The 21276-nt window shown below is 35.3% G+C and carries 21 protein-coding genes and 1 pseudogene; 8 read left to right on the top strand and 14 right to left on the bottom strand.

Annotated elements, in window-relative coordinates; genetic code table 11:
- The first annotated feature begins 121 nt into the window (after nt 1-121).
- The 3 genes from P700755_RS13880 (at nt 122) to P700755_RS13870 (ending at nt 2465) form a co-directional block, all read left to right on the top strand.
- Nucleotides 122-1156: an IS630 family transposase gene (locus P700755_RS13880; RefSeq protein ID WP_015022720.1), complete on the top strand. Its 1035-nt coding sequence runs from the start codon at nt 122-124 to the stop codon at nt 1154-1156.
- 214 nt (nt 1157-1370) lie between these two features.
- Nucleotides 1371-2159: an SDR family NAD(P)-dependent oxidoreductase gene (locus P700755_RS13875; RefSeq protein ID WP_041758392.1), complete on the top strand. Its 789-nt coding sequence runs from the start codon at nt 1371-1373 to the stop codon at nt 2157-2159.
- Between the two features lie 93 nt (nt 2160-2252).
- On the top strand, nt 2253-2465 hold the full coding sequence (locus tag P700755_RS13870; protein WP_041758391.1) for an HAD family hydrolase: 213 nt from the start codon (nt 2253-2255) through the stop codon (nt 2463-2465).
- Nucleotides 2466-2836: 371 nt separating this feature from the next.
- Here the strand turns inward: P700755_RS13870 and P700755_RS21370 are convergent, their stop codons facing one another.
- The 7 genes and pseudogenes from P700755_RS21370 to P700755_RS13835 form a co-directional block, all read right to left on the bottom strand.
- The gene (locus P700755_RS21370) at nt 2837-3097 is read right to left on the bottom strand and encodes a GldL-related protein (RefSeq protein WP_425357622.1); all 261 of its coding nucleotides are present in this window, start codon (nt 3095-3097) and stop codon (nt 2837-2839) included.
- A 281-nt stretch (nt 3098-3378) separates the two neighbouring features.
- Nucleotides 3379-4389: a hypothetical protein gene (locus tag P700755_RS13860; RefSeq protein ID WP_015025268.1), complete on the bottom strand. Its 1011-nt coding sequence runs from the start codon at nt 4387-4389 to the stop codon at nt 3379-3381.
- A gap of 123 nt (nt 4390-4512) precedes the next feature.
- Entirely contained in the window at nt 4513-5091 is a 579-nt protein-coding gene (locus P700755_RS13855) for a GNAT family N-acetyltransferase (protein WP_015025267.1), read from the bottom strand.
- 85 nt (nt 5092-5176) lie between these two features.
- A complete protein-coding gene (locus P700755_RS13850; RefSeq protein WP_015025266.1) occupies nt 5177-6106 on the bottom strand; it encodes a class I SAM-dependent methyltransferase in 930 nt (309 codons plus the stop codon).
- A 224-nt stretch (nt 6107-6330) separates the two neighbouring features.
- Nucleotides 6331-6666 carry a hypothetical protein gene (locus P700755_RS13845; protein WP_015025265.1) on the bottom strand — a complete coding sequence of 112 codons (336 nt, stop codon included), beginning with the start codon at nt 6664-6666 and terminating at the stop codon, nt 6331-6333.
- 304 nt (nt 6667-6970) lie between these two features.
- The gene (locus P700755_RS13840) at nt 6971-7960 is read right to left on the bottom strand and encodes a 2-hydroxyacid dehydrogenase (protein ID WP_015025264.1); all 990 of its coding nucleotides are present in this window, start codon (nt 7958-7960) and stop codon (nt 6971-6973) included.
- A gap of 537 nt (nt 7961-8497) precedes the next feature.
- Nucleotides 8498-8797 (bottom strand): annotated as a pseudogene (locus P700755_RS13835) (flavodoxin family protein); the annotation flags it as partial.
- A 56-nt stretch (nt 8798-8853) separates the two neighbouring features.
- Here P700755_RS13835 and P700755_RS13830 point away from each other — a divergent pair.
- Nucleotides 8854-9888: an IS630 family transposase gene (locus tag P700755_RS13830; RefSeq protein WP_015022720.1), complete on the top strand. Its 1035-nt coding sequence runs from the start codon at nt 8854-8856 to the stop codon at nt 9886-9888.
- Nucleotides 9889-9890: 2 nt separating this feature from the next.
- Here the strand turns inward: P700755_RS13830 and P700755_RS20455 are convergent, their stop codons facing one another.
- On the bottom strand, nt 9891-10106 hold the full coding sequence (locus P700755_RS20455) for a flavodoxin family protein (RefSeq protein ID WP_051007976.1): 216 nt from the start codon (nt 10104-10106) through the stop codon (nt 9891-9893).
- A gap of 196 nt (nt 10107-10302) precedes the next feature.
- A complete protein-coding gene (locus tag P700755_RS13820; RefSeq protein WP_015025263.1) occupies nt 10303-11232 on the bottom strand; it encodes a LysR family transcriptional regulator in 930 nt (309 codons plus the stop codon).
- A gap of 91 nt (nt 11233-11323) precedes the next feature.
- Here P700755_RS13820 and P700755_RS13815 point away from each other — a divergent pair, with 91 nt between their 5' ends.
- The 4 genes from P700755_RS13815 (at nt 11324) to P700755_RS13800 (ending at nt 16815) form a co-directional block, all read left to right on the top strand.
- A complete protein-coding gene (locus P700755_RS13815; protein ID WP_041758387.1) occupies nt 11324-11632 on the top strand; it encodes a hypothetical protein in 309 nt (102 codons plus the stop codon).
- A 69-nt stretch (nt 11633-11701) separates the two neighbouring features.
- Nucleotides 11702-13189, top strand: coding sequence for a proton-conducting transporter transmembrane domain-containing protein (locus P700755_RS13810; protein ID WP_015025261.1), 1488 nt, complete (start codon nt 11702-11704; stop codon nt 13187-13189).
- Nucleotides 13186-15519 (top strand): DUF2309 domain-containing protein, encoded by a 2334-nt coding sequence (locus P700755_RS13805; protein WP_015025260.1) that lies wholly within the window; start codon nt 13186-13188, stop codon nt 15517-15519. Before P700755_RS13810 ends, P700755_RS13805 begins: the two co-directional genes overlap by 4 nt.
- Before the next feature lie 453 nt (nt 15520-15972).
- The gene (locus tag P700755_RS13800; RefSeq protein WP_245535946.1) at nt 15973-16815 is read left to right on the top strand and encodes a universal stress protein; all 843 of its coding nucleotides are present in this window, start codon (nt 15973-15975) and stop codon (nt 16813-16815) included.
- On the opposite strand, the gene P700755_RS13795 is transcribed toward P700755_RS13800, so the two are convergent.
- The 5 genes from P700755_RS13795 to P700755_RS13775 form a co-directional block, all read right to left on the bottom strand.
- Entirely contained in the window at nt 16812-17282 is a 471-nt protein-coding gene (locus tag P700755_RS13795) for an NAD(P)-dependent oxidoreductase (RefSeq protein ID WP_281015281.1), read from the bottom strand. The two genes, P700755_RS13800 and P700755_RS13795, sit on opposite strands and share 4 nt — an antisense overlap.
- Before the next feature lie 129 nt (nt 17283-17411).
- A complete protein-coding gene (locus P700755_RS13790; RefSeq protein WP_015025258.1) occupies nt 17412-18260 on the bottom strand; it encodes a universal stress protein in 849 nt (282 codons plus the stop codon).
- A 16-nt stretch (nt 18261-18276) separates the two neighbouring features.
- Nucleotides 18277-19122, bottom strand: a complete 846-nt coding sequence (locus P700755_RS13785) for a universal stress protein (protein ID WP_015025257.1) — start codon at nt 19120-19122, stop codon at nt 18277-18279.
- Between the two features lie 203 nt (nt 19123-19325).
- Nucleotides 19326-20159 (bottom strand): universal stress protein, encoded by an 834-nt coding sequence (locus tag P700755_RS13780; protein WP_015025256.1) that lies wholly within the window; start codon nt 20157-20159, stop codon nt 19326-19328.
- 66 nt (nt 20160-20225) lie between these two features.
- A complete protein-coding gene (locus tag P700755_RS13775) occupies nt 20226-21275 on the bottom strand; it encodes a response regulator (protein ID WP_015025255.1) in 1050 nt (349 codons plus the stop codon).
- Between the last annotated feature and the right edge of the window lies 1 nt (nt 21276).

Below are 21276 nucleotides of genomic sequence, written 5' to 3'. Positions count from 1 at the left end.
AATAATAGGATTTTAAATGAAGTCTCAATACACCTAAATAGGTTATGCCAATTTAGTTTTTAAATGTTGCATTAAAAATTTGAATTATATTAACTTAGAATCAATAGTTCTTTATTTATAGATGGAAAAAATAGACTTAAGGAGTGTTTCTGATCAGGAAAGAGGTATAATTCGAAGGGATGCTGTAAAAATGATAAAACGTGGAGATAAAAAAAAAGACATAGCTCTGTTTTACGGTGTTCATGTAAATACTGTTAGAGATTGGTGGAAGCTTTACAATAAAGAAGGTCATAAATCTTTGTCATATCAAAAACGAGGAGTCAAATCAGAAGATCGAAAACTACTCAATAAAGATCAAGAAGCTGCAATCCAAAAAATGATTATTGATGTAATGCCCGATCAACTAAAGTTAGATTATGCTTTGTGGACTACAAGGGCAGTAAGGGATTTGATAGCAAGAGAGTTTAGTATTACAATCGGAAGAAGAGCTGTCGGTAATTATCTCAACGCTTGGGGATTCACGCCTCAAAAGCCAAAAAAGAGAGCTTATGAACAATGTTCCAAAAAAGTTCAAAAATGGTTAGACGAAGAATACCCAGCAATAAAAGGGAAGGCAAAACAAGAGAAGGCAACTATCCATTGGGGGGATGAAACGGGTGTAAAAAACAATAATCATCATGGACGTTCCTATGCTCCAAAAGGAAAAACTCCTGTTAAAAAACATATGTCGAAGCGGTTTTCAATCAACATGATTTCTACAGTTACAAATCAGGGTTTAATTCAGTTTATGATATATAAAGAAAATATGAACTCAGATGTATTTATTCAATTTTTAGAACAGCTCATCAAATCGCAAGAAACCAAAGTATTCTTAATCCTTGATAATTTACGAGTCCATCATAGTAAAGTTGTAAAGAAATGGGCGGAAGAAAATGGCGAAACCATAGAACTATTTTACCTGCCATCATACTCACCTGAGCGAAACCCAGATGAATATCTGAATTGCGATTTAAAGTATGGACTCTCGGATAAACCGGCACCAAAAACACAAGAAAAAATGAAAGAAAATTTAGAGAATCATATGAAAATGCTTCAAAATGATAGCGAAAGGGTAGCAAAATATTTTAAACATGAGAGCATCAAATATGCTGCCTAAAATTAAAGATCTTTAAGTGCGAGGTTAATACTACGACGTAGCTCAGCACAGGTTTTTTACTTAATTGAGGAAAAAAATATAAGCATAGCGATAGTTACGGTAATTATTTTTGACAAAAAGCAGGCGAAAAAAGCCTATGCCGAATTTGTTTAGGTAAAACAATTTATTACGACATTAAATATTTAAATTGGTATAATCATCAAACTTAATGTTCATGGATCTGAATCATAAAAAAGTGCTCATCACCGGCGGAAGTGTTGGCATAGGAAAAGCGCTCATTAGCGAATTAATTTCGCGGGGTGTAAAAGATTTTGCAGTAGTAGGAAGACGTCAGGACAAACTAGAAAAGCTTAAGATAGATTTTCCACAAGCTGAATTTATCCTTATCACTGCCGATGTTTCTCAACTCGAAGATGTCGAACGTATTATAGAGACCGTCTGCACACGATGGGATCATATTGATTTATTGATCAATAATGCTGGTGTGATAAGTGCTGGAGCACTACAAGACTTGTCTGATGCCGACATCGTCAACCAAATCAATATCAACTTTACAGGGCTAATTTTGCTAACGAAGAAGAGCTTGCCACTTTTACTAAAAAGCAAAGAGGCAGGCTTGATGAATATATCCTCTGGACTTGGCTATATCGCCAAACCCTTTTATTCTGTCTATGCCGCTACCAAAGCTGGCGTAAGACATTTTTCTGAAGCCATGCGCAGGGAGCTTATCTTTGAAAATATCCACGTGATGACGGTTTACCCAACCGCTACGGATACCGATATGATGATCACGTCCAACATAAAGAATATGGATAGTGCTGAGCTGGTAGCTCAAAAATCTATCGAAGGCCTCTTACTTAAAAAGATAGATGTGATTTTGGGAGGTGAACAACGCTTAAAGGATGTGGAAACTAACTTGAATCGCCCACTAGAGATCGATAAAAAAGTAAAAGAAAGTTATAAGGCTTATAAAACCCAAACCAATAATCACAGAGCGATGTGAACGCGAGACTCAAATTCATGGACACCGCACCAAAACTTCTCATCTTTGACGTGAACAAAACCTTACCCTTTAAAAGAATGCATCAATGCCAAGTTGGACTATACTTACACTTTTGACCTTTGGTTTCCTAAGTTATTGCAATATGCTATGGTTGAAACGCTTACCGATAACTACCGAGATTTTGGAGACATTGGTGCAGCAAAGTTGGAGATGACAGCCCAACAACTGTCGGTTTCCCTCTCTGAGCAAGAAATTAAAGATACCTTTTTAGTCTTCACTCAACTCCAGCCTCATCCAGATGTGTGATGGATGGTTTGGAGCAATTACCCGCACAAGGCTTTAGACTCGTGGCTTTAGCCGATGGTGGACAAAGCAAGTTGGAACAACAGATGGAGTTTCCTCAGGTTGAAATATCATGTTGGTCTTTATAGCGTAGAAGCCTTTAAGCGTTTTAACCCCATCCTAAGACCAATGGCTATGTCTTATCCTAAGAGGAAATTGCTTAATGAAGGCGACAGTAGCTGCATGCTTGGGATAGTATTGGTGCTCAACGTTTGGGTTTACAAACCGCCTTTGTCCAACGGTAAGGAAAGTTTTTCTATTCTAAGTTGCCAAAGCCTAATTTGGTAATCAAGGATTTAAAGGAGTTGGTTGAGAGGTTAGCATAAATTAGTTTTTTACAGACCAAAACTGTTCTCAAGTCTAATTAATTTATTTCGTTGTATCAAATAAATTAGAGGTGAAATGGTTGGAAGAATGAACATAGAAATCATCCAAAAAAACTTATTGTTTATTCTATTCTTTGCCATATCACTAAAAACAATTATCCAAGTTGAGAAAAAAATAATTAGACCAATTGTCAAAAGGACTTGAGAAAATTCCCAATGCTGTACTTTGGCAAATGCCCCTAGAATAGTTAGTAAAAAATTTCCTATCACTAAAACCCAAACTGTCTTAATACTAATCTTAAAGTCTTGGTTTTCCACAGTTATAAATTATTTGATGCTTAGATTATGTTTTTGATAGATCATTTACTGATTAATTCTCATTATTAAAAAATTAAGTTAATGAAAATATCTTAAAAATGCATTTTTAGATTTGTTATTTAATTTTTCTGTTTTACTCTTGCGATCAAGATTGGGACACCTGCTGGTTATCAAAGTTAGGTTCCCAGAGGTGGTAATTTTCGGGTTATACCAATCATACAAATACTTAGTTATTAAATGTATTTATTCACTTGGTGTTGAAACTCTTTTTTATTGTCAACATATAAAGCTAAAACTTTGTATTTTCTTTTAATGCCGTAGAGCCCAAACAAGGTGTTTTCCTCCTTTAGACGAATAACTACGTTATGACTTTCTAATTCTCCTAAAATCGATAATTTCCTTCTTTCTGTATTGAGTTCGATATCTTTAGATGAAAGTATAATCGATTCAATCATATTGAGTTCGATAGTGGTTTCGTTCATAATTCCATAACGAAGATAAAGCCTAGCATTTTCAATAGATATTGGTCTTTTAGACATCGATCTTAAAAGCCCTAATATTTGAATGGCAGAATAAATACTCAAAAAAGTCAAGATCCAAGCGATGGTATTATTCCATCTTTGCACTAAAATATGAATGACAAAAGTCTCAATAGCTACGATAAAAATGACTGCAATCAATAAGGCAATTGTACCACTGTCTTTATGGTAAGTAAATTCATTATTCTTTAATTCTCTTTTTCTCCAATTCAAAAATCCATAATAAAAAACTGCAATTTCGGTGACTAGTGGCATAACTATTCCTTTGGGAAGAATATCATAACATGTGCTTTTCAAAGTTGTGAAAAAGTCGAAAGATTCGTTTTTGTTTAGTCTGTAGCGTTTTATTCCCTTACGGACGTTGAAAATAACAAATGATAAAATCGATAATTCAACAACAGGGAGCACCCACATCTTAAAAAGGCTGAGATAATTTTGATGTTCAATTGGAAGTATGAATGAACATATGATAACTCCAAATATTAAAAAAGGAACTACCGTTGTCTTTGGAATACTTGTTTTTCTGATGAGCAAAAAATAAACAAAAGGGAGAGTTAGAAGTAAATCAAAAGTAATTCCAACCGATAAACTATTCGGGTTTGCAATAAAAATGGAAGATTCCGCAATGGCTACCATTATACCTATGATTAAAAATGGGATTCCAAATATAATCAAGTTCTTCTTAAGCTTTAAATCTAAAGTCATAAGTTATATTGTTAGATAGCCCTATTGTTATGAAAACATAAAAATAAGACTTTAACTCTAACTCTTAACGAATTGCCCCTTATTTCGGAACGAAGATATTTAGGTAAGTACTAGATTCACATTTTAGCCTTTATTTTTATCAATTTTAAACTCGGAGGCGAGTAGCGAATAAGTTTCACTATCTAAGTACTTTCCATCGTAATAATGATTCTCTCTAAAATAGGCTTCCTTTTGAAATCCCATTTTTGTCAATATCGCTCGAGATTTATCATTTTCAGGATTAATATGGGCTTCTAAGCTATGGAGGTTTAACTCGTTAAAGCCAAAATTAAAGACAGAAGTCATGGCTTCCTGCATATAGCCCTTTCCCCAGAATTCTGATTTTGAAGTATATCCTACCTCCCCTCTAGAATTTTTATGATCCATTTTAAAAAATGCAAAATCCCCTATAAATGCATTAGTCGATTTCTCAATAATAGCCCAAAAAATTCCGGTGTTTTCTTGATACATTTTTAGCTTCATAGAAATAAATCGCTCAGATTGTCCTACCGTCGATTGTCTTTCAGAATCCATATATACCATAACACTTTCATCCGAACGAATAGATTGTATCTCTGGAGCATCGGTCAATTCTAACTTTCTTAATAAAAGTCTTTCACTTTCTAAGGTTGGAAAATGCTTAAAGTAAGTTTCATTAATCATGATCTTTGTGGTCTATTTGATTGAAATGTATCTTCTAAAATTAGTTATATCTCTCTAAAATAATCATCTATCTAGAAATAAGACTCTACTGTGGAGTTGCAATGACTGTCATAATTCCAAGAGAAGATTTTTTCTCATTCCATTTTTTCGGCATAAATAGTATCATCCCCCGCATAAACTCCCAAAACTCATCTTGCATATTTTTATCCCACTTGATTCCTTTTTGCTCCATCTCGCTCATCCAATAAAGCAGATAATGATTCATAGTTCCGTAAGCCATTAGTTTAGTGACTTTCCAACCACTTTTCTGAAGTAATAACTCGACATTGTTCGGTGAGAACAATGAAATGTGACGTGGTGTATGCCAACCTGCCCAGTTTTCACCATATTTTTTTCTACTCGTGGAATCGAAATTGGGAATTTCAATGATGAGTGTTGTGGATGGTTTCGAAATGGATTTGAGATAAGTTAGATTTTCAAGCGGAGTATAATCATGTTCTAAATAATGCCACATGGTAATGACATCGGGCTTCAAACTGCTGGGTAAGTCTTTAATTTCTGCTACTTGTAAGTCTAATCCGTCGAAATGACTTGGTTGCTCTTTCCACCCTTCATCACTAAAATCAATACCCATAGTATTACATTTCAACTCTTTTTGACAAGCCTTTAAAAAGCTTGGCTTGCCACAGCCAATATCTAGGACTAAAGACTCCGGAGATATACTGTGAGCCTTTTTGACTCGCTTCACCCGTTTTGCATCTAACTTTCGCTGACTGTTCTCTACCAGTTGCTCATACCTCCCCCAGGCTTTTGCTCCTCTGTAAGGTAAATAATGAGACGTGTAGTAGTTTTTAAGTTGATCTAAAGGCACTCTGGGGTTTAAGAATACAAGTTGACAGTCAGCACATTGGTCAAAATTAAACAATTCCTTATCTGAGTGCATCTGAGCTGGTGTTTTAATAAAAAAACCTATAGAGGTAGAATTACAAATAGGACAACTGGTAAGTTGTTGCATAGATTTAAAGATCTAGTCCTGAAATATGGCTACAGATTAATAAAGTCATGAAACGTTGGAATTGCACTGTGTTTTTATAAACCATATTAGGTATTTAAAAGCCCAAATATAAGTGTAATCTTATGTCGGCATAAGCATTAATTACATTTTTTATCACTCTTTTAGCATGCGTCGCATTTGCAAAAGTCAAAGACAAAAGTATATGGTAAAGAATGGGTGTAACCTTAAATTTCAACATCGAGTTGCCGTCCTTCTTTCAATGCCTTTTGATCCATGGATGAACCAATAGCAACTCCAATCCCTAATCCAATGGGCAAACCAATTGACAAATAAGCCATATTGCCTAAAATCGCTCCAAAAGCAACACCCATTGGAATCCCAATAGCTGCCATTCCAAGACTCAACCACATAGTGCGATAGTAGTTTTTAGGTACAATTTTAATCTCCTTTTCCAGTAACTTAATCAGGTTAGATTGCTTGGCTTTTATCTGAGATTTTAAGTCTTTTGCAGAGTCGGAAATTAAATTTAAGCCTTCAATACTTGCATTGATGGAATCCACAATAGAGTCAGGTAGAGATTTATCTTTTAACGCCTCTATGAGCTTTTCAAACTGAATAAAGGCGGCATTGAGTTTGCTATCAGTTTGAATATCAGGTCTTTTATTTAAACTTTTAAGTGATATAGAATTGATTTTGATAGTGATTACAATTATGGATATAGTTATAAAAATAAGACTTTCTATTGAATTTCAAAAGAGCCAATTTAGAAAAGCATTAACTTAGATTGAAAAGGGTCGTGCTACAAAAGCTATATCAGATCGAGTAAAAACTTTATGTGTAGACTCTGTTCCTTTATGCATAGCCCTATTTGATTTCATTGGTTAATTCCAGATGGTTTTCAAAAGCTTTTATATTTTCAAGAGTTGTTATCGTGATTTGGTCCATAGCTTCTTTTGTAAAATACGCTTGGTGCGACGTAATCAAAACATTTGGGAAGCCATTCAATCGTAAGATGAGATCATCTTGAATAATGCTTTCAGACAAGTCTTCAAAAAATAAGTTTTCTTCTTGTTCGTAAACATCAATACCTAAATACCCGATTTTCCTATCGGAAAGCCCCTCAATAACATCCACAGTATTGATGAGGGCTCCTCGACTTGTGTTGATGATCATCACCCCATTTTTCATCAAGGCTATCGACTTTTTATTGATCATATGATGTGTATGAGTATTAAGAGGGCAATGCAAAGACAAAACATCAGACTGTCTAAATACGTCGTCCAACGGCAAATACTCTACTCCTAAATTCATCAATTCGTCAGATTTTGAAATGTCAAAAGCGATAACCTTACATCCAAAGCCTTTAATAACTTTACAAAAGGCCGCCCCAATTTGTCCAGTTCCTATAACGCCAACCGTTTTACCAGACAGGTTAAAGCCAATAAGATTTTTTAAAGAAAAGTTACCTTCCCGCACTCTGTTGTAAGCTTTGTGTGTTTTACGGTTAAGAGTTAAAATAAGTGCCATAGAGTGTTCAGCCACGGCTGGTGGTGAGTAGACAGGCACCCGAACTACCTTGATATCATGCTCTTTTGCAGCTTCCACATCTACATTATTAAAACCTGCGCAGCGCAAAGCAATAAGTTTTACGCCGTTTTTAGATAGCCGTTTTATTGTTTCCTTGTCAATGTTATCGTTAACGAAAATACAAACTGCTTCAAACCCAATGCTTAGGTTAGCAGTGTCCTTATTTAAAGCCGCTTCGAAAAATGAAATCTTATAGTTGTAGTCTTCTTCATATTTTTCAAAATAATCTTGATCATACGTTTTTGAGCTAAATATCGCTATTTTCATTTTGTTATTGTATTGCTGTCTCACTCTAAAAGAGTTAGACAATTGAATTATGAATAAAAACTAATATCGATATTTTTTAATTGATAAGCATTATTAGGTTTACTGCTTATGAATATCTTTAACAAAGTTTTCCGATTCGGTTTCATATCTAGGCTTAAGAAGCTTAACTAATTAATTTTTAACACCTAAATTTAAATTTCTATAAATCATACGTTTTTCTTACCTAAAAACAGAATTAATACCTTCTTCATTTAGGGTTTTCAAAATTCCAACGGGTTCCAGCATCCCAGTCTTTACGTGAATTCCCATAAGAAGGGTACCCGCCTTGATCTTTAAGCATTTTGGCTAGGTGCAATAAGTTGTAATACCAAATTATATTTATAATGCCGTATGAATAAATTGAATTATTTTTTAATTGATTGATTAAAATCAAAAATAATTAGCATAGCCTTTGCTACGGTAATTATTTTTGATGAAAAGCAGGCGAAAAAAGCCTGTGCCGAATTCGTTTCGGTAAAACGATTTATTGCGACATTATAGGTTTAAATTGGTATAAGTCATAAAGGTGATATTCCAATTGGTGAAATTGGAATTTACCTTTTGTGGTTCGTCCAATGTTTTTCCATCCCATTCTGTATCTCCATAACTTGGGCCTAATCCCACTTCACCTATCCATCTCGCATCTGCTTGTGGTGGGATGCTATATCCAAGATGCTGCAAAGCGAAAAGCATGCCCATTGCACAATGTTTTACTCCATATTCATTCCCCGTAATCACATAACCCCCTGCTTTACCATGATAAATATATTGACCTTTATCGTTGTGATAACGACTCATATTAACTTCGAATCAATAGTTCTTTATTTATAGTTAAATATTTCGTATATTTATAGATGGAAAAAATAGACTTAAGGAGTGTTTCTGATCAGGAAAGAGGTATAATTCGAAGGGATGCTGTAAAAATGATAAAACGTGGAGATAAAAAAAAAGACATAGCTCTGTTTTACGGTGTTCATGTAAATACTGTTAGAGATTGGTGGAAGCTTTACAATAAAGAAGGTCATAAATCTTTGTCATATCAAAAACGAGGAGTCAAATCAGAAGATCGAAAACTACTCAATAAAGATCAAGAAGCTGCAATCCAAAAAATGATTATTGATGTAATGCCCGATCAACTAAAGTTAGATTATGCTTTGTGGACTACAAGGGCAGTAAGGGATTTGATAGCAAGAGAGTTTAGTATTACAATCGGAAGAAGAGCTGTCGGTAATTATCTCAACGCTTGGGGATTCACGCCTCAAAAGCCAAAAAAGAGAGCTTATGAACAATGTTCCAAAAAAGTTCAAAAATGGTTAGACGAAGAATACCCAGCAATAAAAGGGAAGGCAAAACAAGAGAAGGCAACTATCCATTGGGGGGATGAAACGGGTGTAAAAAACAATAATCATCATGGACGTTCCTATGCTCCAAAAGGAAAAACTCCTGTTAAAAAACATATGTCGAAGCGGTTTTCAATCAACATGATTTCTACAGTTACAAATCAGGGTTTAATTCAGTTTATGATATATAAAGAAAATATGAACTCAGATGTATTTATTCAATTTTTAGAACAGCTCATCAAATCGCAAGAAACCAAAGTATTCTTAATCCTTGATAATTTACGAGTCCATCATAGTAAAGTTGTAAAGAAATGGGCGGAAGAAAATGGCGAAACCATAGAACTATTTTACCTGCCATCATACTCACCTGAGCGAAACCCAGATGAATATCTGAATTGCGATTTAAAGTATGGACTCTCGGATAAACCGGCACCAAAAACACAAGAAAAAATGAAAGAAAATTTAGAGAATCATATGAAAATGCTTCAAAATGATAGCGAAAGGGTAGCAAAATATTTTAAACATGAGAGCATCAAATATGCTGCATAAAATTAAAGATCTTTAAGTGCGAGGTTAATAGCATAAAGGCGCTCTATAACTTTGGAGGCAATTGAAGATCGTTCTACAAGCCAAATCGGGGTTCCTAGAATTAGAATATCGGCATCTATAATTTTTTTATAAAGCTGAAGCCAATCGTCCTTATCTGCATCGTACTCTTCGATATTAGGCAGCACACCAACAAGCAAGTCAAAATCTACAGGCCTCAATACCTAAACCTCAACTCCTTCCCTTTTCATACTATTCAAAGAGACATCCATCAGTAAACGAGTATGGCTTTTTTGAGGTGATGTTTTAAGTGTACAATTTAGAAAAATGACCTTTTAACCCTTAAAGTTATGATCCATAATTGTTTAGGTTTTATTTTAATAATCAAAAAAAAACCAAGACCCTTACACCACCTTCTTATGATTCGTATTTTTTAATCCAAGAAAAATGAGAATCAATAATGCGCTCTTTATTTATTTTTAGATATTCTAGATAAGCGGTAGCGGCAGGAGAAAGATTCTTAGAGCTTAACCAAATGACTTGCCATGTGGTAGAAATTGGTAAACCTTTCACAGGAATAATTTGCAACTCTTTTTCCTTAAGTTCATTTTTAATCCCAATCAAAGGCATAATTGAAAATCCCAAGCCTGCCTGAACAGCTTGTTTAACGGCCTCGTTGGAAGTAAGTTCTATTTTTTTCCTTATTTGGTAACTATGTTTAGAAGTAAATTGCTCCATAGCATTTCGTGTAGCAGATCCTTCTTCTCGAAAGATGAGTGGCAACTTAGTAAACAATTCTTTTTGGGTAGGAACTTGTTTTAGTTCGAGTTGACTCCCTCCTACAAAGTACAATTGGTTCTTCATAAGCTCTACAGAGTTTACTTTTAGTTTTTTAGGAAGTACAGACACAAGGGCAAAATCCACTTCATTGCGCTCCATACTCCTTAGTACTTTAGTTTTATTGGTCACGTCCATAATCAGATCTACGCCCTTATGTTTGTTCATAAAATCCGATAAAAAATAGGGCATCACATATTTACCCGTAGAGGCCACAGAAATTTTAATCTTACCTGAAAGTTTGCCTGCATAGGATAAAGACTTATAATTTATGGCATCCACTTCCTCGATAATTTTCTTAGCGGCTTCAGCGATTTCCATTCCAAATTCAGTGACATAAAGCTTCCTGCCAACAACTTCAGTTAAAGGAATAGAAAATTGATCCTGTAGATTCTTCAACTGTATGGATACTGCGGGTTGAGATAAATGAAGAGTCTCTGCTGTCTTCGTTATGCTCTTACACTGTGATATTTCCAAAAATAACTGGAGTTGATGTAAAGTATATTTCATAAATAATTTTTATATAAACTATTGCAAATGTAAATAAAAATAAATGTTTAAAAAATATAATATTTGTAGTAATCATTTAATCTCAAAACCTATGGAAACAAAAAGCATAACTTCAAAGGAAATCAAAGTACAAAACATCCAGTTGGTTGATGGCGAATTTACACCCTCTCAAGCGTCTGACATTATATCTGCTTTGATTAACCAAAAGATCAACTACCACAAGATAGAAGGTCTGCAACTTTGGGAAAGAGATCATAACAATGACCCAAAGCCGCTAAGCAATCGCATAAACGAATTGGAAGAAGAAAAAAGACATGCTGAAGAATTTATTGCTGAATTAAAAGCTAAAGGAAAGAATTTAAAAATTAACGGTATTTTGAATTTGAGTATAGCTGATTAGCTTAAATAAGAAAAGGGCAAAACCTTTGCCCCACTTTCATACTCATCTTTAATTTGATATTTTATATAAATGGCTTTGAATAACACCACCAACACGTTATCACCATCAGTTTTAACCCCTCCTGTTAAAGCCTTTTCAAATCCTGTTATTTCAAAAATTGCTACTCCCCTACTTTGGCTCTCATTTTTAACCAGTATGGGTGCGCTTATCTATTACCAGATCAAAACACCTCAATGGAATTTGACTGATTCCTTCAGAATCAACGGATTTACACTTCTTATCTGGATGACTGTCACTTTTTTCAGTGCTATTGTAAGCACTTATTCCAAAAATTACCTCAAAGGCTTTAAGTTTCACAAACGCTTCACCTTGTTGAGCTTAGGATTTACAGGATCTGTTATGGTCTTCGTCATGTCGGATCATATTTTAGCTTTATTGCTATCCTGGTTTGCTATGGGTGTTTTTATGGCAAGATTGATAGGTGTCAATTCAGATTGGGGAGAAGCAAGAGAGGCCCAAAAATTTTCTCAAAAATTTTTTCTAGCAGGAACATTACTTTTGAGTATAGGGGTTATTATACTTGCATTCTTAACCAATCACTTTACGTTATCAGGCATTGTCGACAATCTAGAGTCGGTTCCCTTTTATTTTCTTCTTATTGCCGCACTACTTATTATCACAGCTGCCATTATACAGTCCGCCATTTATCCCTTTCACCGGTGGCTACTTTCTTCTATGACTGCTCCAACGCCAGCCTCTGCATTGATGCATGCAGGTTTTGTGAATGGTTCTGGGATTTTATTGGCCCTGTTTTCTACAGTGGTTATTACCTCCAACACCTTAACTCTTATTTTTATTATAGGAGGATTGACTGCCATCATAGCGCAGTTCGCAAAATTACTTCAGGCAAATGTTAAGCAGAAATTAGCTTGCTCCACCATCGCCCAAATGGGATTTATGATTATGCAGTGCGGACTCGGTTTTTTTAATGCTGCAGTGGTCCACTTGATCTTACACGGCTTCTATAAAGCTTATCTTTTTTTATCTTCTGGAGAAGAAATTGCGAATAACGCCCCTCGAAAGCAGTTAGACCTTAAAATAAACGCTATGCAAATTATAGTGGTATTGATTTTTGGAGCTTTAGGTGCTGGGTTATTTACCCTACTTACGGGAAAAACCAACTTAACCGACAGCAGTATATTTTTAACGCTTATCGTCGCCATTACCGTTGGGCAAGCCACCTATAATATTGTTAAACAACAGAGTCTCACACTTGTACAAAAAGTAATTGTACCAAGCGCAGTATTTATAGCTGGAATAGGGCTTTATGCGCTGTTACTTAATGCAGTCACCTCAATTATGAAAGAAATGCCAATGATTCAAGTCCCACATTCTCTAACCGTGTTACAAATCACTTTTGGTATCATCTTCCTGCTGGGCTTTTTTATTATGAAATTGGGAGTATACAGAAAAATACCATGGCTCTACGTTAAGCTTCTCAACTTATCTCAGCCTCATCATAAAACAGTCCTTACTTATAAAAAAGTAATCAAATGACAAAAGAACAGCTTCAAGACATCATTGAGACAGCTTCAAGAGTAGTGGGTAAAACCTGGCCACTATATTCTTTTGTGACTTCAAATCCATTATCCGGTTATGAGAAGGCTCACTTCAAAAAAGCTGCAGCAGATGCTGAACACTTACTCGGTGGGAAATCCTTTCCGAGGGCATCAGTATTTCGAGAAGCTTGGGAACAAGGAGAAATAGACAACGAAGAATTAATCGCACTTCTAACTGAGCATCATATAACACAATCTCCTGAAGAGTGCCTTACTGAAATGTCTTCTTATAAGTCCGAGCCAATTAGAAATAACAATGGCGACTTGGACCGGATGGTTTTAAAATGGCTCATACCTTTCCTCGATGAAGGCTTAGCAGAATGGGAACTCCCTAATAAAAGCGAAGGCTTTTTTGATGCTTGGAGACATTTGATTCCATACGATAACCAAGTTCATTTACGATCTATATCTGAAATTCCTAAGTCTGGTGAAGAGGTTCTGTTTCAAATTTTAGAAAAGTATTCTGAAGAAGAGTGTCTTACAATTGTTCAAAGTCACTTAGCCGCGTTACCTGGGTGGACTGGATATATAAAATATAGAGCAGAAGAAAATTCGATCTGGCATCAAAATTGTAAAATCACACTCGAAGATTACTTAGCAGTTCGTTTATGGCTAGCCAACCACATAGATGCAGAAATACTTCCAATTAAACCCACTCAAGAGACTGAAAATTCGTCGATAGACCTCTCCTATTTATGGCTAAAAGCTTGGGAAAAAAGCTGGCAAAATAAACTAGAAAATAGCCTGAAAAATAAACCCAAAAACAAAAAAGTGGATGACCTTCCAGAGGCTCAACTGGTCTTTTGTATCGATACACGGTCGGAGCTAATACGGAGAAACGTAGAATCTAAAGGCCATTATGAAACCTTTGGTTACGCTGGTTTTTTTGGAATCCCCATGAACTATAAGCCTTTGAATAATGAGATCATTAGAAAATCATGCCCCCCTATTTTGGATTCTGCATATTCGGTATCAGAATTTGCTCAAGTCGATAAAGAGCATAAACTGACGGCCTATAAAAAACAACAGGAAATCCAAAAATTCACAAATCACTTTTTGAAGCGCATGAAAAACATGCTTCCCTCAGCTTTCGGATATGTAGACGGTTCAGGCGTTTTCTATGGAATGTCTCTTCTAGCTCGCACTCTAATTCCAGGACAATTATACCGTCCTAATAAGAATAACAAACTATCCCACGAGGGAAGCTGTGAGCCTAAGATTGAGCCTATTGAAAATAAAAATAATTCAGACGATGGGATTCCCATAAAAGAAAAAGCTGCTATTGTAAAATCCGCCTTCGCTCTAATGGGATGGGAACAGTTTTCACCACTAATTCTTTTTGTGGGACACGGCAGCCATTCAGCTAATAATCCATTTGGGTCAAGTCTGGATTGCGGCGCCTGTGCAGCTAGTCCAGGCAGACATAATGCAAGGATGCTGGCTAAATTAGCTAATCTTCCTGAAGTTAGAACTCTATTAAAAGATAAAGAAGGGATAACTATCCCAAAAGATACCGTCTTCATCGGAGCAGAACACAACACAACCACAGACGAAATCGTAATGTTCGATTCTGAAGTTCCAAACTCTCATAAAGAAAAGTTAGATCGATTAAAAATCGATTTGCATTTTGCTCAGCAAACCGCCACTCAGGAGCGCCTAGGCTCAGGAATGAAAAGTATAAAAGCAGCACATAAAAAAACAAACGATTGGTCTGAAACACGCCCAGAATGGGGTTTAGCGAAAAACGCAGGATTTATTGTAGGTCCTCGTTCACTTACTAAAACAATGAACTTACACGGCAATTGCTTTCTCCATTCTTATAACTGGAAACTGGATACAACAGGTGATGCCTTAGAACAGATTATGCAAGGGCCTATGGTTGTTACACAATGGATCAATAATCACTATTATTTCTCATCTGTTGATAATGAAACCTACGGAGGAGGCTCTAAAATTACTCATAATATAACAGGTACGTTTGGTGTGGTTCAAGGAAACGGAGGAGATCTGAAGATTGGTCTTCCTCTACAGTCAGTAAATGAAACCGATGAAAAAGCCTACCATCAACCTCTAAGACTTTCGGTCTTAATTCAAGCTCCGAAGCAAAGAATACAAGAAATTTTAAACAAAAATAAAAATTTAAAATCCCTGTTAGATAATGAATGGATATACCTTTTGGTGATGGACCCAACCGATAAAAATGGTATTGTTCGTTACCAAAAAGGTATGAATTGGGTCGCATCGACTCAAGAAGCAATCCTCAATTAGCAAAATACTCTCTATTATGAATATCCTTTATCCAGAGTTATTTATTGTTAATTATGATTCATGTTGGAATTAGCCAAACTCTCCACAGGATCAAACAAAAACCCAGATAGAACGTAATCTATCTGGGTTTTACATTATACCAAATTAAATTTATAATGTCGTATAAATAAATTGAATTAAACTTCGACGTAGCTCAGCACAAGTTTTTTGATTGATTGAAGTTGAAAATAATTAGCATAGCCTTGGTTACGGTAATTATTTTTGATAAAAAGCAAGCGAAAAAAACCTGTGCCGAATTCATTTCGGTAAAACAATTTATTACGACATTATAAGTTCAAATTTGTATTATATACTGAAGGTAAATTTCGATTTAAGATTCTATTCTTCACTGACTATTATCATATGTAGCTAAATTTTAAATATTATTTTTATAAGGTATAAATGTTTCAACAAATGAAAAATATCCTTTTACCTTCAGACTTTTCAAAAAACTCTAAGAACGCAATAGAATATGCGATGAAATTTTTCGAAAATGAAGAGTGCCATTTCTACATCCTCAATATTCAAAAGTCATCTGAGTATATAACTGCCGATCTCGTTGCAGGTTCTCAAAGTGATAGCGTTTACGACAGCATTGCAAAAGATAGTAAAACACTAATTCACAATTTGGTCAAAGCTTTGAGCAAAGAAAATAAATCTCAAGCCTATACCTTTCATGAATTGTTTGATTATGACGATTTTGTATCTGCCATCAAGCAAGCCGTAAAGATTAATGCCATAGATCTCATCATAATGGGTAACAACGGCGCCTCAGATACTTCAGAGGTGATTTTCGGGAGTAATACATTACAAGTGATAAGACACGTTGATTGCCCAGCACTTACGGTCCCAGAACATTATTCATACTCCCGTATCAAAGAAATCTTGTTCTCTATGCAAAATGAGGAGGAATTATCCTTTAAGGGGATGGATATTTTCAAGGACATCTTAACTATGCATAAGTGTCGACTAAATGTTCTCGAATTAGATGATACCAGACAAACACAAGCAAGTGAAAAAGTAGATAACCAAAGTATCCACAAGCTTTTTCTAGATTATCCCTACACCTACTTTCACCTCAACACCATCCCTGGATTGATCGCCTTGAATACGACTACACAATTACTAAAAATAGACCTTCATGCTGTAAGTATTGAAAAGGAAACTTTCCTTAAGCGCTTACTCTTTGGCTCAGACACATCGCAACTAGCTTACGGAACTCATATCCCATTACTATTTCTTCACAAGGATAATTAGGACAATTCATGAGCAGAATCTTTATCAGCTTTCCAAGCTTCCAAATTTTCAAAAGTTGTTGAAATAATAGCTTGTAAAGCTTCATTAGTCGCAAAGCCTTGGTGTGGGGTGACTAGTGTTTTAGGATGACAAAGCAGTTGATGTAATATTGGGTCTTTGGGTATCTCCTTGGAACGGTCATAAAAAAACACCCCGTGTTCAAATTCATATACATCCGTGGCATAACCGCTTATCACATTGGCGTCCAAAGCTTTTAAAAGTTCCTCTGTATGCACGATGCCTCCCCTCGCAATATTTATAAGAACTGGTTTCTTTTTTAACTGAAATAAATAATCTTTATCAATAAGATAGCGAGTACTACTATTGTGAGGGAAACATATAAAAATGATATCTGCGCTTTCAGCAATGACCTCTTTGGAAACGTATTGAACCTTATAATCCTTAATCAACTGTTCATTTTTATGTATATCATTTGTTAAAATATAATAGATACGTCTTGCGAACTATGATATTTATCAGTCTCCATTAGTGATATCAATTGATTTCTAGGAATACTGAGGTATTTAAAAATAGCGTTCTGAGATTAAAAACTGAGCTTATTGTCTTTCTTCAGAAGGAATCACTAAAAAGGGAACCTGAGTGTGATATACAACTTGATTGATAACAGGTCTAAATAGCATATTTTCTAAAAAATTATGTTTATTATGAATCATTACCAATAGATTGATCTTAGTCTTTATCTGAAATTGCTCTATAACTTCAAGTACATCTCCGCCTTTACCTAGGTGAAACAAATGTGCTGTATGAGTGAAATAATCGTCCAAAAAAGATTTGGTTTCAAGTTGAGCATCATTGAGTGGATATCCATAATATGCATTTAAAATATGCAAACGAGAAATGTGACTATTACAAAGTTCGCGAAGCATAGTTAAATATGTGTTGGTTTTCCTTAGATTAAAATCTGTAGGAAACAAAATATCTTTGGGAGCTTCGTAGTCAAAATTTGCAGGCACTGCTAATAAAGGACAATTCAATTTCTTGATGGCATACATGGTTTGAGTTCCGATAAAGACCTCTTTAGCCCCTGTAGCTCCTTGAGTACCCATCACCACAACATCTATATTCTTTTCGGTAATCAAGGTCTCCATTTCAGTAAGCAGTAAATTAAAGGAAACCTGCCCTTTAATACTATGTTTGGGGTTTGGAAACTGACTCTGAATTTTATCCATAAGAGCATTCATCTTTTTTTGAGCACTTTTTTCCGCTATAGTATGAAGGGATAATGCTGTATCGCTATCCAACATACTGCCTGATGAGATCATGACAGGAGTATAGGTGTGTAAAATAAAGAAATCACAACTATCCTCTTTGAATATTTGCAATGCATACTGTATGGCGTTGAAGGAATTATCAGAAAAATCTGTAGGCAAGAGTATTCGTTTCATGATATTTAGTGTTTGGTTAGCGATTTAGGTTTTGTAAGACTAAAAAGGGAATTTTAAGTTGTAAGCCTATTTTTTCAATAGTAGAATGGTAAAGCAAGTTTTCTAGATACGAATGCCTTTGATTCACCATCACTAACATGTCGAAATTCTGTTCTTGCACTACTTTATTTATCCCTTCAGTAATGTTTTTTCCAGTGTCTTGGATAAAGTCCGTTTTGTTTTCTCTTAAACAATATTCTGAAAAGGAACGATTGTCTAGTTGTCTTCGAGATAAGCTTTTGTAATCTGAGATAAATACCATATAAATAACAGCATAGAGCTGCATCGCCAAGGTGCTCAGTAATCTTAACTCTCGCTTTTTAAAAGGAAGCATATAGTCTGTTGCAAAACCGATAGTGTTGAGAGTGGTCTCTTTATAGCCTGTTGGAATTGCTAAAACTGGGCATTTAATATATTTTATAACTTGGAGCGTATGGCTACCAAAAGTGATCTCTTTATTGTTGGTTTTCCCTTTGGTCCCCATAATTACAAGATCGATATTTTCCCTTTCTACACGATCATTGGTCTCATCCACTAAGCTTCCAAAACAGGCTTCGTAGGTAAAAGTATGCTTAGGGTTTGGAGAGTGCTCAGAAAATTCTATCACCTCGTTTTGTAGCTGACTTTCCACTTTCAGACAGGTGTTTTCTTTAAACACATTGAACGATTCTTGATCCAGTTCCATCCCATTCTTATACACCTCATCTGCATAAGCATGCATAATTATAAATTCACTCTCCTGATGTTTGAATAGCTCCAAGCCATATTGTATTGCATTTTTTGCAGTTTTAGAGAAGTCTGTAGGAATCAATATCTTTCGCATATTGTCGTTTTTTTAAGATTATTCAAGAACTTTAAGATGACCCTATGAGGGATGAATTCGTCAAATAATTTCACAATTTCAAGCTCAGCCTTGGAAAGCCTGATTAATAGCATACAGCTTAAACCCTCAATAAGACATTAAAATTAAGCACCTCTGTCGATTGTAAAATGATAAATATCATAATCGACTATTCTATGCCTTTTTTATTCGTGCAAAACCAAAAATGGAATATGCATAGGATAATTCTTATTTGGGTCTTGGGGCTTAAAAAGCAAGCGCTGAAAAAGATTCAAATTTTTGGCAATCATGGCTATCATTTCTATCTGCATACTATCTACAAAGGACTGCACAGCTGTTTCTAAATTTGGATTCTCTATCACATGAAAACTATGAGAAACCTCTTTTAATTGGTTTTTAAGTAATTCCCTGTTGCTATTTTGAGAATCCTCTAATGCATTTTCGGCTTGTGCTACGCGTAAGACACTAATTGACGATTTATAAATATCTGCCACAGCCAGTAAAGTCTTAATAACCTTATTTTTATAAACCAAATTGAAGTCAGTTAAAAGACCTATACGGGTTGGTTTCTTAAAAACAGCCTTTTCCGGAATTATAAGTACAGGACACTTTACTCGTGTAATAACCCTAGCTGTTTTACTGCCAATGGCCCTTCCTGTAAAGCAAGAACTTCCTTTAGAACCCATAACCAGTAAATCTATAGAATGCTTGATGATATAGGTTTTTATAGCCTCTACAAAAGAGGACTCCACACTTTCCTCTTTAAAATAATGATTGGTAGACGTATCATAAGCAGTCACCTTTTGCCTCCATTCTTTCATTTTTAAACTCCCTTCTGACGCTGTCTTTGAGGTGACAAGACTATCCAAGTGTAGGGGGTTTTCACTTAAGTCGTTTGGCTTTTCGATGTGAAAAAAATGAAAGGTGGTATTTACACTCTTAAAAAACTGTAAAGCATAGCTCGTAGCGTTCCACGCATGCTGAGAAAAATCTGTAGGTATTAAAATATGCTGCATCATCCTTTTTGTGTGAACAAAAGTATCGATGTCAGCTAGGTTTAAATATGATAAAAATCAACTAAGGGATTATTGTACTTCTGCCAAACTTTCTAATTGAAGGATTTTTATGTTCCGGCCTGCTATTTCAATCAACCCTTTTTTCTTGAATTCAGATAGAGTTCGAATCAAACTTTCTGGAGCTATGCCAGCTACACTTGCCAAATCACTTCTAGAAATATTTATAGCGTCCTCTGGTTTTTTATTCAAAAGAAGGGCAAACTGAAGTAGGGTTTGTGCTGTTTTTTTCCTTACTGAACTGTAAGCCATCTGCAATAACTGCTTCTTTATTTCAGAAACAGACTCTGTAAGGACATTCATTAATTCCAATGAGACATTTTGATTTTGAACTAAAATAGTGTTTAACTCATTTTTTGAGATACCCGCCAATTCGACTTCTTCCACAGCAGTTGCCGTTTCTTGGTATGGAATATTGTCTGTAAAAGAGGTGAACCCTAAAAAGTCATCAGGTTTGTACAAGGCTGTAATGAGCTCTTTACCATTTTCCTCCATTTTATGACTTTTAACAACCCCATTAAGAATAAGAAAAATTCTATGAGACGGCGCACTTTCTTTAAAAATAACTTCTCCCTTTTTAAATTTCAAAATCTCTCCTGTATCATCAAAAAGATTTTTTAACTCATTTAGATTTCGAACATCTCCTTCAGCTTCATTAGTATGAGATGGAGTTTCTTTCATCGTTGAAAGAATTTTAACTTTAGCGAGACGACTCTCAATAGCACTTAGTAAATCCTCTTCTTCGAAGGGCTTGGTAAGATAATCGTCGGCCCCAAGATCCATTCCTTTTCTTATTTCTTTATGTTCAGTTTTGGCTGAGAGAAAAATAAAGGGAATGTGAGTGGTGGTAGGCTCCAAGGAAATAGCTTCTAAAACCCCATAACCATCGACTTGTGGCATCATGATATCACAAACAATGAGATCTGGTAGTTGTTTTTTGGCAACTTCAATGCCTATTTTTCCGTTAGGTGCTGAGTGTACCATATAATCTGAAAGTTCTAGCAGTTCTGCTGTATTCTCTCTCAATGCACTATCATCTTCTATTAAAAGTATTGTTTTCATA

It is taken from the genome of Psychroflexus torquis ATCC 700755, from assembly GCF_000153485.2.
Taxonomy (GTDB): domain Bacteria; phylum Bacteroidota; class Bacteroidia; order Flavobacteriales; family Flavobacteriaceae; genus Psychroflexus; species Psychroflexus torquis.
This window is presented reverse-complemented; position numbering and strand designations above follow the sequence as displayed.